Source organism: Stenotrophomonas maltophilia (genome assembly GCF_006974125.1).
Classification (GTDB): domain Bacteria; phylum Pseudomonadota; class Gammaproteobacteria; order Xanthomonadales; family Xanthomonadaceae; genus Stenotrophomonas; species Stenotrophomonas maltophilia_O.
The window spans coordinates 1,861,302-1,878,431 of record NZ_CP037858.1 but is presented as its reverse complement, the minus strand read 5'-3'; the positions used below and the strand labels follow the sequence as shown (position 1 = coordinate 1,878,431).

At 66.1% G+C, this 17,130-nt stretch carries 16 protein-coding genes; 11 read left to right on the top strand and 5 right to left on the bottom strand.

The genetic code is table 11. The features are described from left to right. Positions 1 to 50 precede the first annotated feature (50 nt). Positions 51 to 653: a LolA family protein gene (locus EZ304_RS08510; RefSeq protein WP_049399177.1), complete on the bottom strand. Its 603-nt coding sequence runs from the start codon at positions 651 to 653 to the stop codon at positions 51 to 53. 81 nt (positions 654 to 734) lie between these two features. On the opposite strand from EZ304_RS08510, the gene EZ304_RS08505 reads away from it, so the two are divergent. Beyond that, the gene (locus EZ304_RS08505) at positions 735 to 1,706 is read left to right on the top strand and encodes a helix-turn-helix transcriptional regulator (RefSeq protein ID WP_005411144.1); all 972 of its coding nucleotides are present in this window, start codon (positions 735 to 737) and stop codon (positions 1,704 to 1,706) included. A 26-nt stretch (positions 1,707 to 1,732) separates the two neighbouring features. Continuing rightward, the gene (locus tag EZ304_RS08500) at positions 1,733 to 2,527 is read left to right on the top strand and encodes a MetQ/NlpA family ABC transporter substrate-binding protein (RefSeq protein ID WP_099554713.1); all 795 of its coding nucleotides are present in this window, start codon (positions 1,733 to 1,735) and stop codon (positions 2,525 to 2,527) included. 106 nt (positions 2,528 to 2,633) lie between these two features. On the opposite strand, the gene glpK is transcribed toward EZ304_RS08500, so the two are convergent. From glpK to EZ304_RS08485, 3 genes are all read right to left on the bottom strand, one after another. After that, on the bottom strand, positions 2,634 to 4,133 hold the full coding sequence (gene glpK, locus EZ304_RS08495) for a glycerol kinase GlpK (protein WP_142806793.1): 1,500 nt from the start codon (positions 4,131 to 4,133) through the stop codon (positions 2,634 to 2,636). Between the two features lie 93 nt (positions 4,134 to 4,226). Next, positions 4,227 to 5,708 carry a glycerol-3-phosphate dehydrogenase gene (glpD, locus tag EZ304_RS08490; protein WP_142806792.1) on the bottom strand — a complete coding sequence of 494 codons (1,482 nt, stop codon included), beginning with the start codon at positions 5,706 to 5,708 and terminating at the stop codon, positions 4,227 to 4,229. A gap of 211 nt (positions 5,709 to 5,919) precedes the next feature. After that, positions 5,920 to 6,555, bottom strand: coding sequence for an OmpW/AlkL family protein (locus EZ304_RS08485; RefSeq protein WP_005411140.1), 636 nt, complete (start codon positions 6,553 to 6,555; stop codon positions 5,920 to 5,922). Between the two features lie 186 nt (positions 6,556 to 6,741). Here EZ304_RS08485 and EZ304_RS08480 point away from each other — a divergent pair, with 186 nt between their 5' ends. The 3 genes from EZ304_RS08480 (at position 6,742) to lpdA (ending at position 11,048) form a co-directional block, all read left to right on the top strand. Next, entirely contained in the window at positions 6,742 to 7,257 is a 516-nt protein-coding gene (locus EZ304_RS08480) for a DNA-deoxyinosine glycosylase (protein ID WP_142806791.1), read from the top strand. 167 nt (positions 7,258 to 7,424) lie between these two features. Further along, the gene (gene aceF / locus EZ304_RS08475) at positions 7,425 to 9,131 is read left to right on the top strand and encodes a dihydrolipoyllysine-residue acetyltransferase (RefSeq protein ID WP_142806790.1); all 1,707 of its coding nucleotides are present in this window, start codon (positions 7,425 to 7,427) and stop codon (positions 9,129 to 9,131) included. A gap of 108 nt (positions 9,132 to 9,239) precedes the next feature. Continuing rightward, positions 9,240 to 11,048 (top strand): dihydrolipoyl dehydrogenase, encoded by a 1,809-nt coding sequence (gene lpdA, locus EZ304_RS08470; protein ID WP_142806789.1) that lies wholly within the window; start codon positions 9,240 to 9,242, stop codon positions 11,046 to 11,048. A gap of 456 nt (positions 11,049 to 11,504) precedes the next feature. Here lpdA and EZ304_RS08465 read toward each other — a convergent pair whose 3' ends face one another. Next, entirely contained in the window at positions 11,505 to 12,323 is an 819-nt protein-coding gene (locus EZ304_RS08465; protein WP_099554720.1) for a hypothetical protein, read from the bottom strand. A gap of 460 nt (positions 12,324 to 12,783) precedes the next feature. Here EZ304_RS08465 and EZ304_RS08460 point away from each other — a divergent pair, with 460 nt between their 5' ends. The 6 genes from EZ304_RS08460 (at position 12,784) to atpA (ending at position 17,059) form a co-directional block, all read left to right on the top strand. Next, complete coding sequence (locus EZ304_RS08460; RefSeq protein ID WP_006394654.1) at positions 12,784 to 13,149, top strand: hypothetical protein; 366 nt, start codon at positions 12,784 to 12,786, stop codon at positions 13,147 to 13,149. A gap of 31 nt (positions 13,150 to 13,180) precedes the next feature. Continuing rightward, entirely contained in the window at positions 13,181 to 13,981 is an 801-nt protein-coding gene (atpB, locus tag EZ304_RS08455) for a F0F1 ATP synthase subunit A (protein WP_010481316.1), read from the top strand. Positions 13,982 to 14,054: 73 nt separating this feature from the next. Beyond that, complete coding sequence (atpE, locus tag EZ304_RS08450; RefSeq protein ID WP_005411133.1) at positions 14,055 to 14,360, top strand: F0F1 ATP synthase subunit C; 306 nt, start codon at positions 14,055 to 14,057, stop codon at positions 14,358 to 14,360. 106 nt (positions 14,361 to 14,466) lie between these two features. Continuing rightward, positions 14,467 to 14,937 carry a F0F1 ATP synthase subunit B gene (locus EZ304_RS08445; RefSeq protein ID WP_005419512.1) on the top strand — a complete coding sequence of 157 codons (471 nt, stop codon included), beginning with the start codon at positions 14,467 to 14,469 and terminating at the stop codon, positions 14,935 to 14,937. A 2-nt stretch (positions 14,938 to 14,939) separates the two neighbouring features. Continuing rightward, positions 14,940 to 15,467, top strand: coding sequence for a F0F1 ATP synthase subunit delta (locus EZ304_RS08440; protein WP_032129048.1), 528 nt, complete (start codon positions 14,940 to 14,942; stop codon positions 15,465 to 15,467). Positions 15,468 to 15,511: 44 nt separating this feature from the next. Then, positions 15,512 to 17,059, top strand: a complete 1,548-nt coding sequence (atpA, locus tag EZ304_RS08435; protein ID WP_106551345.1) for a F0F1 ATP synthase subunit alpha — start codon at positions 15,512 to 15,514, stop codon at positions 17,057 to 17,059. The last annotated feature ends 71 nt before the right edge of the window (positions 17,060 to 17,130 follow it).

The window sequence follows — 17,130 nt, the reverse complement described above, 5'->3', positions numbered from 1 at the left end:
CCGAATCGATCCAAACGGTTTCTTCAGCAGACGTTGCCGCGATCGCCTATTCAGGGCAGATCGACGCGCAATGCCGGGTCATTGAAGCGCGAATAGCGCAGTCGCAGCTGGAAGCTGCGGCCATTGCTGCTGCCGCTGCGGACGATCTGCCGCGGCAGGCCCTGCGCGTCCACCCAGTACTCCAGGCGTTCGCCGGGCTGCGCGCCACGCAGGCGGTAGTGACGCGTCTCGACCCCGTCCAGCGACTGGCTGCCCAGGTCTTCGGCCTGCAGGTCGGCGGGCAGGGCATCGGCCGGCAGCGGGTTGCGCCATTGCTCGAGCAGGCCCGGCGGAGTGGGAACCTGGCGGATCGCGTCGTCGGCCTGCAGGAACATGGTGTCGCCGATGATCGTCTGCGGACCGGCCGGGGTCTGCACCCGGAAGCGGTCGGGGGCGACGAAGTCCATGGCGCTGCGCACCGGCTGCGGTGCGCCCAGCACCTCCAGTTCGGCGTGGAAGCTGCGCAGGGCCGAGAAGCGCTGGCTGGCGCCCAGCACCGCCTGCGCCGGATCCGCTGCCGGCACGGGCGCTTCGGTGCTGGCCGGCGCGGGCGCGCGATCACAGGCGGCCAGCAGCAGGCAGGCCAGCAGGGACAGGGCAGGCAACCGGCGCATCGGGTGTTCCAGAGGGGTGGGGGCGACCACGATAGCCCAAACGTCCCACACAAGACCCGCGACTCGGACATAATCGGGGGTATGGACCGATACGAACGCATCACCGCCCTGCATCGTCTGCTCAAGTCCGCACGCTATCCGGTGACGGTGGCGACCCTGCAGGACAAGCTCGGTTGTTCCCGTGCCACCGTCTACCGCGACCTGGCCTTCCTGCGCGATGCGCTGATGGCACCGATCGAGGGCGACGGCGAGGCCGGCTTCCGCTACCAGGCCGACGAGAGTGACCGCTTCGAGCTGCCCGGCTTGTGGCTCAGCTCGGAGGAGCTGCATGCCCTGCTGGCCTCGCAGCACCTGCTGGCGCGGACCGGCGGAGGCGTGCTGTCCTCGGTGCTGGCGCCGCTGCAGCAGCGTATCGAGAGCCTGCTGGCTGCCCAGGCCGGTGTCTCCAACTGGCCGGTGGACCGTGTGCGGGTAATCCCGCACCGCGGCCGCAAGTTCGATGAAGGCAGCTTCCGCAGCGTAGCCTCGGCGGTGCTGGAGCGCCGCCAGCTGGCGTTCGAGTACCGTGCCCGTTCCACCGACGAGCCGACCAAGCGCACCGTCTCGCCGCAGCGCCTGACCCATTACCGCGACAACTGGTACCTGGATGCCTGGGACCATGATCGCGAAGCCCTGCGCAGCTTCGCCGTGGACCGCATCCACAAGGCGCGCGTGGTCGACAGCACTGCCCGCGACGTGGCCGACAGCGAGCTGGACGAGCAGCTGGGTGCCAGCTACGGCATCTTCTCCGGTGCGCCGAAGGGCTGGGCGACCATCCTGTTCAGTGCCAAGGCCGCGCGCTGGGTGGCCGACGAGCACTGGCACTCCAAGCAGCAGGGCCGCTTCCTGGCCGATGGCCGCTATGAACTGAAGGTGCCGTACAGCGTCTCCCGCGAGCTGCTGATGGACGTGCTGCACTACGGCTCGGATGCCGAGATCGTCGAGCCGGTGATGCTGCGCGAGCAGGCCAAGGCGCTGCTCGAGCTGGCCCTGAGCAACTACGAAAAATCCTGACACTCCCCCCGAGAACCCCCCTGCCCATGAAGAAGACCCTGTTGCTGCCCCTGCTTGCCGCTGCGCTGGCCCTGACCGCCTGTGGCAAGTCCGGTGAACCCTCGCAGAAGCTGGTGGTGGCTGCCACGGCCGTGCCGCACGCCGAGATCCTCGAGGTGGTCAAACCGATCCTCAAGCAGGAAGGCGTGGACCTGGACGTGCGCGTGTTCAACGACTATGTGCAGCCCAACGACCAGCTGGTGCAGAAGCAGGTGGACGCCAACTACTTCCAGACCGAACCGTACCTGGATGCCTACAACCGCGACCGCAAGACCGATCTGGTGAAGGTGATCGGGGTGCACATCGAACCGTTCGGTGCGTACTCGCGCAGGATCAAGTCGCTGGCCGAGCTGCGCGAAGGCGCCGACGTGGTGATCCCGAACGACCCGAGCAACAACAGCCGCGCGCTGATCCTGCTGCACAAGGCCGGCGTGATCGCGCTGAAGGACCCGACCAACGCCCTGTCGACCCAGCGCGACATCATCGCCAACCCGAAGAACCTGAAGTTCCGCGAGCTGGACTCGGCGATGCTGCCGCGTGTGCTGGACCAGGTCGATCTGGCCCTGATCAACACCAACTACGCGCTCGATGCCGGCCTCAACCCGACCCAGGACGCACTGGCGATCGAGAGCAAGGATTCGCCATACGTGAACTTCCTGGTCGCACGGCCGGACAACAAGGATGACGCCCGCGTGCAGAAGCTGGCCAAGGCCCTGACCAGCCCGCAGGTGAAGGCTTTCATCGAGACCAAGTACAAGGGCGCGGTGCTGCCGGCGTTCTGACCGGCGCTATGGGCGTTCTGGCCATGCGTTAGTGCCGGCCGCTGGCCGGCAATCTGCAAACGCCGCCAAGGATCATGGGGTTGCCGGCCCGCGGCCGGCACTACCTTCAGTCGACGTGGAAGACGAGGGTGGCCGCCACGGCCTGCTGCCACCCGGCATACAGCTTCTCGCGCCGGGCCACCTCCATCTGTGGCTCGAAGCGCCGGTCCAGGCCCCACTGCGCGGCGATCTGCTCGCGGCTGGACCAGAACCCCACTGCCAGACCGGCCAGGTAGGCCGCGCCCAGCGCAGTGGTCTCGGTCAACCGTGGCCGCAGCAGCGGCACGCCGAGAATGTCGGCCTGGAAGGCGGCCAGGAAGTCGTTGCCGATCGCGCCGCCGTCGGCGCGCAGTTCGGTCAGCGCGATGCCCGCATCGGACTGCATCGCGTCGAGCACATCACGGGTCTGGTACGCCATCGCCTCCAGCGCCGCGCGCACGAAGTGCGCCTTGCGGGTGCCGCGGGTCAGGCCGAACATTGCGCCGCGCACATCGCTGCGCCAATACGGCGCGCCCAGGCCGACGAAGGCGGGCACCAGATAGACGCCGCCGCTGTCGGGCACCTGCGCGGCCAGTGCCTGGCTGTCGCTGGCGCGCTCGATCATGCGCAGGCCGTCGCGCAGCCACTGCACCACCGAACCGGCGATGAAGATCGAACCTTCCAGCGCATATTCCACGCGCCCGTCCAGGCCCCAGGCGATGGTGGTCAGCAGTCCGTTGCGCGAACGCACCGCCTGCGTGCCGGTGTGCATCAGCATGAAGCAGCCGGTGCCATAGGTGTTCTTGACCATGCCCGGCTGGAAGCAGGCCTGGCCGAACAGCGCCGCCTGCTGGTCTCCGGCGATGCCGGCGATCGGAATCGGGTGGTCGAAGAAGAACTGCGGCCGGGTGTGCGCATACACTGCGCTGGAATCGCGCACCTGCGGCAGCATCGCGCGGGGTATGTCCAGCAGCGCCAGCAGATCGTCATCCCAGTCCAGCGTGTGGATGTTGAACAGCAGAGTGCGCGCGGCGTTGCTGTAGTCGGTCACATGCGCCTGGCCGCCACTGAGGTTCCATACCAGCCAGCTGTCGATGGTGCCGAACAGCAGCTCGCCACGCTCGGCGCGTTGCTGCGCACCCTCCACGTGGTCGAGGATCCAGCGCACCTTGGTGGCGGAGAAATAGGCGTCGATCAGCAGGCCGGTGCGTTCGCGGACCAGTGCCTCATGCCCGTCGGACTTCAGCCGCTCGCAGATGGCGTGGCTCTGCCGCGATTGCCAGACGATGGCATTGTGGATCGGCTGGCCGGTGGCGCGGTCCCAGACCACGGTGGTCTCACGCTGGTTGGTGATGCCCAGTGCGGCGATATGACGCGGGTCGATCTGTTCGCGGCTGAGCAGTTCGGTCAGCGTGGCATAGACACTGGTGAGGATCTCCCGCGGGTCGTGCTCGACCCAGCCGGGTTGCGGGAAGATCTGCGCGAACTCGCGCTGCGCACTGCCGACGATGTCGCCAGCACGGTCGAACAGGATCGCGCGCGAACTGGTGGTGCCCTGGTCGATGGCCAGCACGTAGCGGGGCGTCATGCAGCGTCTCCGGTAGCGATGGGGAAATCCTAAAGCATCGGTAGCGCCGGGCCATGCCCGGCGTCTCCGCGAACCGCTGGGCATGGCCCGGCGCTACCGTTGCGACATCCACGCCTGCAGCCGTGCCACCTGCCTGGCGTCCAGCCGCAGGCCCAGCTTGCTGCGTCGCCACAGCACGTCTTCGGCGCTACGCGCCCATTCGTGGTCACGCAGGAAGGCGACCTCGCGCGCGTGCAGGCCCGCACCAAGGTCCTCGCCAAGATCCTCCAGGCTGTGCGCGCCCTGCAGCAGCGCAGCACTGCGGCTGCCGTAGGCCTCGGCCCAACGCTGCGCCGTATCGGAGGGCAGCCACGGTGCCAGTGCCTGCAGGCGGGAATGCGCCTGCGCTGCGTCGCCCCAGTCGCTGCCCGGCAGCGGGTGGCCCGCTGCCGTCCATGCCGGTCCCATCTGCGGCAGAGCCGGGCGCAGCAGGTCCAGCGCTTCTTCGGCCAGTACCCGGTACGTGGTCAGCTTGCCGCCCAGCACGTGCAGTGCAGGCGCCGGGCCGGACTGCAGTTGCAGGCGGTAGTCACGGCTCAGCTTCGCTGCACGCGGGTCCGGATCGGCCAGCAGCGGACGTACCCCTGCGAACTGCCAGACCACGTCCTGCGGGGCGATCGGATCGCGCAGGTAGCGGTTGGCGGCCTCGCACAGGTAAGCCACTTCGGAAGGCAGCACGCTGCACCGGGCCGGGTCGCCGCGGTAGTCGGTGTCGGTGGTGCCGACGAGCAGGTGGTCGTCGGCGAAGGGCAGCAGGAACACCACACGGCCATCGGGTTGCTGAAGCAGGCACGCACTGTCGTCGGGCCAGGGCCGGCGCAGTACGATGTGGCTGCCCTGTACCAGGCGCAGCGCGGGGCCGCCATCGCGCGCCTGCATGCGTTCCAGCAGGCCTCCTGCCCAGGGGCCGGCCGCATTGGCAACGGCGTGGGCGATCACCGTTTGCTGCCGGCCGTCGGTGGCTTCCAGCGTCGCCTGCCAACGGCCCTGCACAGGGCGCAGTTCGATGCAGCGGCTGCGCACATGTACCCGTGCGCCACGTTGGGCGGCGTCCAGAGCATTGAGCAGCACCAGCCGCGCGTCATCGACCTGCGCATCGGCATAGCTGAAGGCCTGCCGCAGATCCGGGGAAAGCCAGGGGCCGAGTGGGTCGCGTTGCAGGTCCAGTGCGCGCGAGGCGGGGAAGGTCGGGCTGCGCCGGCCGAGATGGTCATACAGCCACAGGCCCGCGCGCAGCATCCAGCGCGGTCGCAGGTGGGGTTCCCATGGCAGTACGAAGCGCAACGGACGGACCAGGTGTGGTGCCTGCCGGCGCACCACCTCGCGCTCGCCCAGTGCCTTGCGCACCAGGCCGAACTCACCCTGTTCCAGATAGCGCAGTCCGCCGTGGATCAGCTTGCTGCTGGCGCTTGAGGTGTGTGCGGCCAGGTCGTGCTGCTCGCACAGCAGCACGCGCAGGCCGCGGCCGCTGGCGTCACGGGCAATGCCGGCGCCGTTGATGCCGCCACCGATCACCAGCAGGTCGACTTCGTCCATCGCGCCTCCGCATCCTGATTATGTAGAGCCGAGCCGCGCCACCATTGACCGTGGGCGCCATTGAACGTAGCGCATCGCAATGCGCGCGGAGCCCGCCGCTCGACCCGGGATAGGGGGGCTTGGCTCGACTCTACAGACAGCGGGTGACGGAAACGACGACGGGCCCCGCAGGGCCCGTCGCGTTACATCAACGAAACCGGTGCTGCCTGGATCAGAAGCGGGCGCCGATGCCGAAGCCGACGGTCCACGGGTCCATCTTGGCTTCGCCGATCTTCTCGCCGCCGACCTTCACGTCCGGACGCGAACGCATGTAGCGGGCATCTGCACGGGCGAACCAGGTGGAGTTGATGTTCATGTCCACGCCGACGGTGCCGATCACGCCCTTGGCATCCTTGAGGCGGATGTCGGAGCTGCTGCCGTCAGCCAGCGTTTCATTGCTGAAGCTGGACTGGTAGTAGCCCACGCCCACGAACGGGCGGAACACGTTGTCAGCCTGGCCGAAGTGGTACTGGCCGCTCAGCGCTACCGGCTGCTGCTCGACGTTGCCCAGGCGGGCATTGTTCGGGCCCTTCACCTTGTGGTCGAACTTGTCGGCGGCGCCCCACAGTTCAACGGCCCAGTTGTCGTTGATGTAGTAGCTGAAGCTGACGGTCGGCGCCGGACCGCCATCGACCTTCTTGATGCCGTCGATCGGATCATTCTTCGGCTGCAGCAGCGCGACGCCGCCAACCACGGCAAAATGCTTGCCCGAAGCGGTATCGGTGGAGCTGCTGTCCTGGGCGAAAGCGGCCGGCGCGAAGGCGGCGGAGGTCAGCAGGGCGAGACTCAGGATACGGATGGAGCGCATGGGGGTATCTCCTAGTGTTTCTTGTTTTGGGCCCCCGGTTGCGGGGCGAGCACACCGTAGTCGCCTCAACATGAATCGAATCCGACGCGCGTTAAAAAATAGTTTTCCTTGTTCAGCGATCAGTGCGAAAAGCCTGTTTCCATGGGGTTTTCCGCGTGCGCCGACATTCATGCAGTTGGAGAAGATGTGAGCGAAGCAACGTTGTGCATCGGCCTGCAAGCGCAGGTGAACGTGCAGTGCCGGGTGCTGTTGCTGGGCTCGATGCCGGGCGCGGCGTCATTGCAGGAGCAGCGCTACTACGCCCATCCACGCAATCGCTTCTGGTCGCTGATGGCTGATATCTGCGGGTTTGACGCAGGCCTGCCGTACGCGCAGCGGTTGCAGGCGGTGCAGGCGGCAGGTGTCGGCCTGTGGGATGTGATCGGCCAATGCGAACGTCGCGGCAGCCTGGATGCGCACATCGTGCGCGGCACGGAAGTGCCCAATGCGCTGCCGGCATTGATCGCCTCCCTTCCTGAGCTGGAGCTGATCGGTTGCAATGGCGGTGCATCGATGCTGGCGTTCCAGCGCTGGGTGTTGCCACGGCTGGAGGCCCCACCCCGGCTGCTGGCGCTGCCTTCCACCAGCCCGGCCAATGCGGCCTGGTCGTTGCCGCGCCTGCGCGTGGCCTGGCAGCCGGTGGCCGACGCACTGGCGACATGAAGCGGACATCGTCCGGACAATACGCTACCGACTGGTCGCGGCCACACCCCATGGGCAACAGCCTGTCCCGGCTGCGTGCGTACTGAAAACACCTGTAACGGTTGGCGCTGGCCCCCGCTGGCCGCACAATAGACGTTTCCCTACACCAGATTGCCGGAGTTATCCCCATGGCCGAAATCAAGGAAGCACTTGTCCCCGATATCGGTGACTACAGCGATATCCCGGTAATCGAGGTGCTTGTCGCCGTCGGCGACACGGTCAAGAAGGACCAGGGCCTGGTGACGCTGGAAAGCGACAAGGCCACGATGGAAGTGCCGTCCTCGGTTGCCGGTGTGGTCAAGGAACTGAAGGTCAAGGTTGGCGACAGCCTGTCCGAGGGCAAGGTCGTGGCGCTGATCGAAGTGGCCGAAGGCGAGGCCGCTGCGCCGGCAGCTGCCGCTCCCGCCCCGGCCAAGGCCGCTGCCCCGGCTGCCGCCACCCAGAGTGCGCCGGCCCCGGCCGCTCCGGCTGCCCCGGCCGCCAGCGGCGGTGCGGTGGAAGCGCTGGTGCCTGATATCGGCGATTACTCCGGTATCCCGGTCATCGAAGTGCTGGTCGCCGTGGGCGACACCGTCAAGAAGGACCAGGGCCTGGTGACGCTGGAAAGCGACAAGGCCACCATGGAAGTGCCGTCTTCGGTGGCCGGTGTGGTCAAGGAGATCAAGGTCAAGGTTGGCGACAATCTGTCGCAGGGCAATGTGGTCGCCATCATCGAAGCCGAGGGCGCTGGTGCGCCGGCGCCGACCAAGGCTGCCGCTGCGGCCGCTCCGGCTGCCGCCGAGACCGCCACCAAGGTCGAGCCGGTCGCTGTGCCGGTGCAGCCGGACAAGCTGGCGGCCCGCGAGATTGCCTCGGCCGGTACCCCGAGCAGCCCGCCGGTGCAGTTCAACGCCGATGGCGTGCTGCCGGCCAAGGTGCCATACGCCACCCCGGCGGTGCGTGTGTTCGCCCGCGAACTGGGCGTGGACCTGCTGCAGATCAACGGCACCGAGAAGGGCGGCCGCATCACCAAGGGTGACGTGCAGAAGTTCGTCAAGGCCGCACTCAGCGGTGGCGCGCCGGCTGCCGGCGGTGCTGCTGTCGCTGCCGGTGGTGGCCTGAACCTGCTGCCGTGGCCGAAGGTTGACTTCAGCAAGTTCGGCGAGACCGAAGTGCAGCCGCTGTCGCGCATCAAGAAGATCTCGGGTGCCAACCTGGCCCGCAACTGGGCGATGATCCCGCACGTCACCCAGTTCGAACAGGCCGACATCACCGACCTGGAAGGCCTGCGCGTGGCGCTGAACAAGGAGAACGAGAAGGCCGGCATCAAGCTGACCATGCTCGCCTTCCTGATCAAGGCCAGCGCCGCGGCACTGAAGAAGTTCCCGGAATTCAACGCTTCGCTCGATGCCAGCGGTGAAAACCTGACCCTGAAGAAGTACTTCCACATCGGCTTCGCCGCCGATACGCCGAACGGCCTGGTCGTGCCGGTCATCCGCGACGTGGACAAGAAGGGCGTGGTGCAGATCGCGCAGGAAACCGGCGAACTGGCCAAGAAGGCGCGCGACGGCAAGCTGGGCCCGGCCGACATGAGCGGCGGCTGCTTCTCGATCAGCTCGCTGGGTGGCATCGGTGGCACCGCGTTCACCCCGATCGTCAATGCACCGGAAGTGGCCATCCTCGGCGTCTCCAAGTCGTCCATCCAGCCGGTCTGGAACGGCAAGGAATTCGCACCGAAGCTGATGCTGCCGCTGTCGCTGAGCTACGACCACCGCGTCATCGACGGCGCCCTGGCCGCACGCTTCACCACGTACCTGTCGCAGGTACTGGCCGACATGCGCCGCGTGCTGCTGTAAGGCACTCGCTTCGCCCCCACCGTGCGGCCGCAGCCCCTGGCGCGGCCGCGTGAACAGATGCAGTGACAGCCCGCCGGCCATGCCGGGCGGGCACGAGGAAAACCCACCATGGCCACGATTGAAGTCAAGGTTCCCGACATCGGCGATTACAGCGATGTGCCGGTGATTGAAGTGTTGGTCGCCGTCGGCGACACAGTGAAGAAGGACCAGGGCCTGGTGACCCTGGAATCGGACAAGGCCACCCTGGAAGTGCCGTCCTCGGCTGCTGGCGTGGTCAAGGAAATCAAGGTCAAGCTGGGCGACACCCTGTCCGAAGGTGCCGTGGTCGTGGTGCTGGACGCTGAAGGCGCCGCCGAAGCCCCGGCCAAGGCCGCCGCGCCGGCTCCCGCTGCTGCCGCCCCGGCCAGCAAGCCGCCGGTGACCCCGTCGCACCGCGCCCCGGCTGAACCGGCGGCACCGAAGCCGGCGCTGTCCAGCGGCAAGCCGGCCGACATCGAATGCGAAATGGTCGTGCTGGGCTCGGGCCCGGGCGGCTACACCGCCGCCTTCCGCGCCGCCGATGTCGGCCTGGACACGGTGCTGGTCGAGCGCTACGCCAGCCTCGGCGGCGTCTGCCTCAACGTCGGCTGCATTCCGTCCAAGGCGCTGCTGCATGCCGCAGCGGTCATCGACGAAGTGGCCCACGCCGGTGATTTCGGCGTCGAGTTCGGCAAGCCGACCATCACCCTGGACAAGCTGCGCGAGTACAAGGAAAAGGTCGTCAACCAGCTGACCAAGGGCCTGGCCGGCATGGCCAAGCAGCGCAAGGTGCGCAGCGTGCAGGGCGTCGGCAAGTTCATCTCGGCCAACGAGCTGGAAATCACCGCTGCTGACGGCAGCACCCAGCTGCTGCGCTTCCAGAAGTGCATCATCGCCGCCGGTTCGCAGGCAGTGAAGCTGCCGAACTTCCCGTGGGACGACAAGCGCGTGATGGATTCCACCGACGCGCTGGAGCTGGCCGAAGTGCCGGGCTCGCTGCTGGTTGTCGGTGGCGGCATCATCGGCCTGGAAATGGCCACCGTGTATGGCGCGCTGGGCAGCAAGGTCACCGTGGTCGAGTTCATGGACCAGCTGATGCCGGGCGCCGACAAGGACCTGGTCAAGCCGCTGGCCGACCGCCTGAAGAAGCAGGGCATCGACGTGCACCTGAAGACCAAGGCCTCGGGCGTCACCGCCGATGCCAAGGGCATCACCGTCACCTTCGAAGCCGCCGAGGAAGGCCAGGCGCCGGCGCTGGCGCAGGGCACCTTCGACCGCGTGCTGGTGGCCGTGGGCCGCTCGCCGAACGGCAAGAAGATCGATGCCGAAAAGGCCGGCGTGCAGGTCACCGAGCGTGGCTTCATCCCGGTTGACCGCCAGATGCGTACCAACGTGCCGCACATCTTTGCCATCGGCGACATCGTCGGCAACCCGATGCTGGCCCACAAGGCCACGCACGAAGGCAAGCTGGCCGCCGAAGTGGCTGCCGGCCACAAGAAGGAGTGGGTTGCCCGCGTGATTCCGTCGGTGGCCTACACCAACCCGGAAATCGCCTGGGTCGGCGTGACCGAAACCGAAGCCAAGGCCAAGGGCCTGAAGGTCGGCGTGGCCAAGTTCCCGTGGGCCGCCAGTGGCCGCGCGATCGGCATCGGTCGCACCGAGGGCTTCACCAAGCTGATCTTCGACGAAGAGACCCACCGCATCATTGGTGGCGCGATCGTTGGCGTGCACGCTGGTGACCTGCTGGCCGAGATCGGCCTGGCCATCGAGATGGGTGCGGAGGCCGAAGACATCGGCCATACCATCCATGCGCACCCGACGCTGAGCGAGTCGGTGGCGATGGCGTCGGAAATCTACGACGGCACGATCACCGATCTGTACATGCCGAAGAAGAAGTAAGGCGCCCGCGCCGTTCCAAACGAAAAGCCCTGGCATCTGCCGGGGCTTTTTGTTGAGCTTCGATCACTCTCGTTGCGAGCGTTCGGGCCGCTGTGCGGGTGGCAGGCGTTTGGACAAAGTAAAGGAGGAGGCGACCGCCGCAGGCGGGCAACGGGGGACATTTGTCCAAACGCCCGCCACCCGCACAGCGGCTCGGCTTGCGGACGGTCGAGCCGCAGAGCCACTGCAACAGGCGCATGGATGCTTGACACGCGGAGGGAGCGGGGGCCGTGTGCGAAGTAAAGGAGGAGGCGTCGGCCGCAGGCCGGCGCCGGGGGACATTCGCACACGGCCCCCGCTCCCTCCAGCGCTCGACCAACCCGCTTCTACTCTTCTGACAGGAACCCACAAAAAAGCGCGGCCCCGATGTTCCGGAGGCCGCGCCAGGAGAGAGAGTGCCGTGGAAGGGGCGGGGGATCAGAACACGAAACTGACGCCGGCCACCGGGCCCTTGAACTCCTGCTTCAGGCCGATGGTGCCGTCGCTGCCCTTCTTGTCCGCATCGAGCTTGAACCAGTCGTAGCCGGCGAACACACCGAAGTTCTTGGTGAAGCGGTAATCGACGATGGCGTTGGCGCGGCTCAGGTCACCCTTGTAGTCGTCGAAGCTGCCCCAGCGCGTGTTGAGGTACTGGCCCTGCAGCGTGATCATCCACTTCTCCGACGGAGTGAAGCTCAGGCGCGCGCCGACCACCGGTGCCACACCGTCGGTCTTCTCGTTGAGGAACTGGCCCTCGTAGACGGTGCCCAGGTCGGCGTAGGCCTTGCTGCTCACCTTGGCGTACTCGGCACCGATCTGCAGGCCGAGGTCGAAGGTGTCGGTGTCCACCACCGAGTAGTCATAGACCAGGCTGGCCACCTGGTACTTCAGCTCGCCCTTGACGAAGCTGCCGGACGGCACGTTGACGTCACCGAAGGAAATGTCCTGGCCGAGGGTCTCGCGGCGATCCTTGTCGTACTTGAAGTAGTTGAACAGCAGGCGCTGGCGGTTGCTGATGCGGAACATGCCGTCGATGCGCGGTTCCCACTCCTTGCCGCCCAGCTTGAAGTCCTCGGAGAAGCCGATGTCCTGGCCAGCCACGTTGGTCTTGCCGCGGATCGTATTGTCCGAGTCGATGTTCATCGCACCCAGGCGCAGGGCGAAGCGATCGTCGCCTTCGGCGGCGTGGGCGGCAGAGGCGAACGAGGCGCCGGCGGCGAGCAGGGAGAGGGCGAGCAGGGTGGGTACGGAGCGCATCGAAGAGTCCTTGCAGTGGTTCATCAGAATGAAAGCCACTGTGCCGGACATCGCCGTCCACCATCCGTGAACGTATGGTCCACGCGATGTGCACGGTTCAGCGCTGTCGCCACGATGCAAAAAAGATGGCCCCGGAGCCGGGCTTCGGGGCCATCGTGGGACCTGCGGGGCGAAGCGTCGACGAGGTTGCTGCAGGCAGGTCGAAAGATCGGACCGGCACATTCGGCGAAAGTTCCGCGGCCTGCGACCAAAGTTCAATACTGCGCTGCAACATCATACGGACGTCATTGTCCCCCGGGTGGCACGCAAAAATGTAACCGTTACCGCAACTTGCGGCTTCCCGGGATGAACAGGGAGCGGTTGTCTCGCAAATTGTCCCATTGCTATAATTTGGCGGCTCGATGAGGCCCCCCTGCTGTAGCCGCCTCAGCCCTCCACTTGCAACCACGCGGGACGTCCTGTGCTGAACTCCGTTGATGCGGGTCGGCGACTGATGCTGCGCGCCGCGGTCTACCCGCTGGCCGCAGTGGCTGTCCTGGCCCTGGCCTTCCTGCTGGTAGGTCCGAAATACGCCCTCGGCGCGCTGGCGTCCGGTGTGGCCATTTCGGCCGGTGGCTGGGTGGCGGCACGGATGGCACTGGGCGGCGGGGCACTGGCCGCAGGATCGGCGATGGCTCGCCTGATCATTGCGATCGTGGCCAAGTGGGTCGTGGTTTTCGGCGTCCTGCTGGTGGGGTTCCTGGTCTTCAAGCTGCCTGCATTGGCGCTGTTGGCCGGTATCGCCGTCGGCTTGATGTTCCAGGTCCTGGCGATGGCCAGGCGTTGACAGAATTCAATTAACTGAAGGTTCCGGACACATGGCGGGCGAGGCTCTAACCCCTACCAGCTACATCCAGCATCACCTGCACAACCTGACCGCGCCGGTCGGCAAGGGTGAGGGTATGTTCTGGCATATCCACGTCGATACCTTCCTCACCGCGGTCCTGATGGGCCTGGTGATCGTTGTCGCGTTCTGGCTGGGCACCCGCAAGGCCACCGCCGGCGTGCCGGGCAAGTGGCAGGCCTTCGTGGAAATCTGCCTGGAGTTCGTCGACCGCCAGGCCAAGGACACCTACCACGGCAAGAGCAAGCTGGTCACGCCGATCGCCATCACCATCTTCTTCTGGATTCTGCTGATGAATCTGCTGAAGATGATCCCGGCCGATTTCATCGCCAAGCCGCTGGAATGGGTGGGCGTGCACTACTGGAAGCCGGTGCCGACTGCTGACGTCAATGCCACCCTGGGCATGGCCATCAGCGTGTTCTTCCTGATGCTGTTCTTCGCACTGAAGTCGAAGGGCCTGGGCGGCTTCATCAAGGAATTCCTGACGGCGCCGTTCGGCAAGTGGATGATGCCGTTCAACCTGATCCTCAACATCGTCGAGTGGCTGAGCAAGCCGATCTCGCTGGCGATGCGACTGTTCGGCAACATGTTCGGCGGCGAAATCGTGTTCCTGCTGATCTGGGTGCTGGGTGGTGCCGGTTTCTTCGGTGCCATTGCCGGTGGTGTGTTCGGCCTCGGCTGGATGCTGTTCCACCTGCTGGTGATCCCGCTGCAGGCCTTCATCTTCATGATGCTGTCGATCGTGTACCTGAGCCTGTCGGAAGACGCTCACTGAGTTTCAAGCTTCAACGCGTTTCAACCTTCATCCGTTTCATCACCCTTAGCAACTTAAGTTCCTGGAGATAACCATGTACTTCGCCGTCCTGACCAACTTCGCGCAGATTCAGAGCTCCACCGCCCTTGCCGTCGGCATCATGATCGGCCTGGCCGCGCTGGGCGCCGGTCTGGGTCTGGCCATCATGGCTGGTAAGTTCCTGGAGTCGGCCGCCCGCCAGCCGGAACTGATCCCGGTCCTGCAGGTCCGCATGTTCATCACCGCCGGCCTGATCGACGCCGCGTTCATCATCTCGGTCGCGGTCGGCCTGCTGCTGGCCTTCGCCAACCCGCTGTCGGCTGCCTTCGCTGGCGCCGTCACCAAGGCTCTGGCCGGCTGATACAGCGGTTTGAGACGACCGGGTGCTGATGCACCCGGTTTCGGATGAAGGCCGGATGTGCCGCTTCGGCGGCACGTCCACCCCGAAACCAGCGATCGAGCTAACCATGAATATCAATTTCACCCTTCTTGCGCAGGCGCTCGCCTTCGCTGGTCTGATCTGGATCATCGCGACCAAGATCTGGCCGCCGCTGATGAACGCGATCGAAGAGCGCCAGCAGAAGATTGCTGAAGGCCTCGCTGCTGCCGACCGCAGCCAGAAAGATCTGGCCCAGGCGCAGGAGAAGGTCAACGAAGCGCTGAAGGAAGCACGCACCAAGGCCAACGAGATCATCGATCAGGCCCACGCACGTGCCAACCAGATCGTTGATGCTGCCCGTAACGAAGCGATCACCGAAGCCACCCGTCAGAAGGAACTGGCCCAGGCTGAAATCGACGCCGCCGCCAACCGTGCCCGTGAAGATCTGCGCAAGCAGGTGTCCGCGCTGGCCGTGACCGGTGCCGAAAAGCTGCTCAAGCGCGAAATCGACGCCAACGCCCACAAGGCGCTGCTCGACGAGCTGGCCTCGGAGATCTAAGGATGAGCCAGGCCCTCACGCTTGCCCGCCCGTACGCCCGCGCCGCGTTCGCGACCGCGCGCGACGAAGGCGCGTTTGCGCCGTGGTCGGACGCTCTGGCGTTCTCCGCCCACGTCGCCGCCGATCCGCGCGTGGCGGCCCTGCTCGCCAACCCGGAGCTGGGTCGTGACGACGCCGTCGCCCTGCTGGCGCCGGTGTCCCACGGCGAGACCTACTCGCGCTTCCTGGCCATCCTGGCCGAATCGCATCGTCTGCCGCTGCTGCCGGAAATCTCCGGCATGTTCGACGCCCTGCGCGCCGAAGCCGAGCACGTGGTCAAGGCCACGGTGACCTCGGCTTCCGAGCTGTCGGCCGGAGAGCTGGACGCGATCAAGGTTGCGCTGCGCAAGCGCTTCAACCGCGAGGTCGACGTGACCACCGCGGTCGATGCCTCGCTGATCGGCGGCGCCGTGATCGACGCCGGCGACGTGGTCATCGATGGTTCGCTGAAGGGCAAGCTGGCCCGTCTGCAGACCGCGCTCGCTAACTGAATTCATTTAACGTCCGGCCCCGCTGCCGGCACTAGGACTTGACGATGGCAACCACGCTCAACCCCTCCGAAATCAGCGAACTGATCAAGAACCGCATCGAGAAGGTCAAGCTGGCCGCGGAATCGCGCAACGAAGGCACCGTGACCAGCGTGTCCGACGGCATCGTGCGCATCTTCGGTCTGGCCGACGTGATGCAGGGCGAAATGATCGAACTGCCGAACAACACCTTCGCCCTGGCCCTGAACCTGGAGCGCGACTCGGTCGGCGCCGTGGTCCTGGGTGACTACGAAAACCTGCGCGAAGGCGACGTCGCCAAGACCACCGGCCGCATCCTGGAAGTGCCGGTGGGTCCGGAACTGCTGGGCCGCGTCGTGAACGCGCTGGGCGAGCCGATCGACGGCAAGGGCCCGCTGGGCACCGACCTGACCGCTCCGGTGGAGCGCGTTGCACCGGGCGTGATCTGGCGCAAGTCGGTCGACCAGCCGGTGCAGACCGGTTACAAGTCGGTCGACGCGATGATCCCGATCGGCCGTGGCCAGCGCGAGCTGATCATCGGTGACCGCCAGACCGGCAAGACCGCGATGGCGATCGATGCCGTGATCAACCAGAAGGGCACCGGCATCAAGTGCGTGTACGTTGCGATCGGCCAGAAGGCTTCGACCATCGCCAACATCGTGCGCAAGCTGGAAGAGAACGGCGCGCTGGCCCACACCATCGTGGTGGCCGCGACCGCCTCCGAATCGGCTGCCATGCAGTACATCAGCGCCTACTCGGGCTGCACCATGGGTGAGTACTTCATGGACCGCGGCGAAGACGCGCTGATCGTGTACGACGATCTGTCCAAGCAGGCCGTTGCCTACCGCCAGATCTCGCTGCTGCTGAAGCGCCCGCCGGGCCGTGAAGCCTACCCGGGTGACGTGTTCTACCTGCACTCCCGTCTGCTCGAGCGCGCTGCCCGCGTGTCCGAGGAATACGTCGAGAAGTTCACCGAAGGCAAGGTCACCGGCAAGACCGGTTCGCTGACCGCGCTGCCGATCATCGAAACCCAGGCCGGCGACGTGTCCGCCTTCGTTCCGACCAACGTGATCTCGATCACCGACGGCCAGATCTTCCTGGAAACCGACCTGTTCAACGCCGGCATCCGCCCGGCCGTGAACGCCGGTATCTCGGTGTCGCGCGTCGGTGGCTCGGCCCAGACCAAGATCATCAAGAAGCTGTCGGGCGGCATCCGTATCTCGCTGGCCCAGTACCGCGAGCTGGCTGCGTTCGCGCAGTTCGCCTCGGACCTGGACGAAGCGACCCGCAAGCAGCTGGAGCGCGGCCAGCGCGTCACCGAGCTGATGAAGCAGAAGCAGTACGCGCCGATGTCGATCGCCAACCAGGCGCTGTCGATCTACGCCGTCAACGAGGGTTACCTCGACGACGTGCCGGTCAACAAGCTGCTGGCGTTCGAAGAAGGCCTGCACGCCCACTTCGCCAATACCCAGGGCGAGCTGGTCAGCAAGGTCAACGCCACCGGCGGTTGGGACAACGACATCGAAGGTGCCTTCAAGAAGGGCATCGCCGAGTTCAAGACCACCGGCAGCTGGTAATCGCGGTCCTGTAGAGCGGAGCCGCTGGCTCCGCTGGACCAGATGACAAACGGTTGAACAACGCGGGGCAT

What these genes read in the sequence shown, in the direction of transcription:
- EZ304_RS08510 (WP_049399177.1), bottom strand. Translation starts at nt 653, where the DNA reads ATGCGCCGGTTGCCTGCCCTGTCCCTGCTGGCCTGCCTGCTGCTGGCC.
- lpdA (WP_142806789.1), top strand. Translation starts at nt 9,240, where the DNA reads ATGGCCACGATTGAAGTCAAGGTTCCCGACATCGGCGATTACAGCGAT.
- aceF (WP_142806790.1), top strand. Translation starts at nt 7,425, where the DNA reads ATGGCCGAAATCAAGGAAGCACTTGTCCCCGATATCGGTGACTACAGC.
- EZ304_RS08485 (WP_005411140.1), bottom strand. Translation starts at nt 6,555, where the DNA reads ATGCGCTCCATCCGTATCCTGAGTCTCGCCCTGCTGACCTCCGCCGCC.
- atpA (WP_106551345.1), top strand. Translation starts at nt 15,512, where the DNA reads ATGGCAACCACGCTCAACCCCTCCGAAATCAGCGAACTGATCAAGAAC.
- EZ304_RS08440 (WP_032129048.1), top strand. Translation starts at nt 14,940, where the DNA reads ATGAGCCAGGCCCTCACGCTTGCCCGCCCGTACGCCCGCGCCGCGTTC.
- EZ304_RS08445 (WP_005419512.1), top strand. Translation starts at nt 14,467, where the DNA reads ATGAATATCAATTTCACCCTTCTTGCGCAGGCGCTCGCCTTCGCTGGT.
- EZ304_RS08505 (WP_005411144.1), top strand. Translation starts at nt 735, where the DNA reads ATGGACCGATACGAACGCATCACCGCCCTGCATCGTCTGCTCAAGTCC.
- EZ304_RS08500 (WP_099554713.1), top strand. Translation starts at nt 1,733, where the DNA reads ATGAAGAAGACCCTGTTGCTGCCCCTGCTTGCCGCTGCGCTGGCCCTG.
- atpB (WP_010481316.1), top strand. Translation starts at nt 13,181, where the DNA reads ATGGCGGGCGAGGCTCTAACCCCTACCAGCTACATCCAGCATCACCTG.
- atpE (WP_005411133.1), top strand. Translation starts at nt 14,055, where the DNA reads ATGTACTTCGCCGTCCTGACCAACTTCGCGCAGATTCAGAGCTCCACC.
- EZ304_RS08465 (WP_099554720.1), bottom strand. Translation starts at nt 12,323, where the DNA reads ATGCGCTCCGTACCCACCCTGCTCGCCCTCTCCCTGCTCGCCGCCGGC.
- glpD (WP_142806792.1), bottom strand. Translation starts at nt 5,708, where the DNA reads ATGGACGAAGTCGACCTGCTGGTGATCGGTGGCGGCATCAACGGCGCC.
- glpK (WP_142806793.1), bottom strand. Translation starts at nt 4,133, where the DNA reads ATGACGCCCCGCTACGTGCTGGCCATCGACCAGGGCACCACCAGTTCG.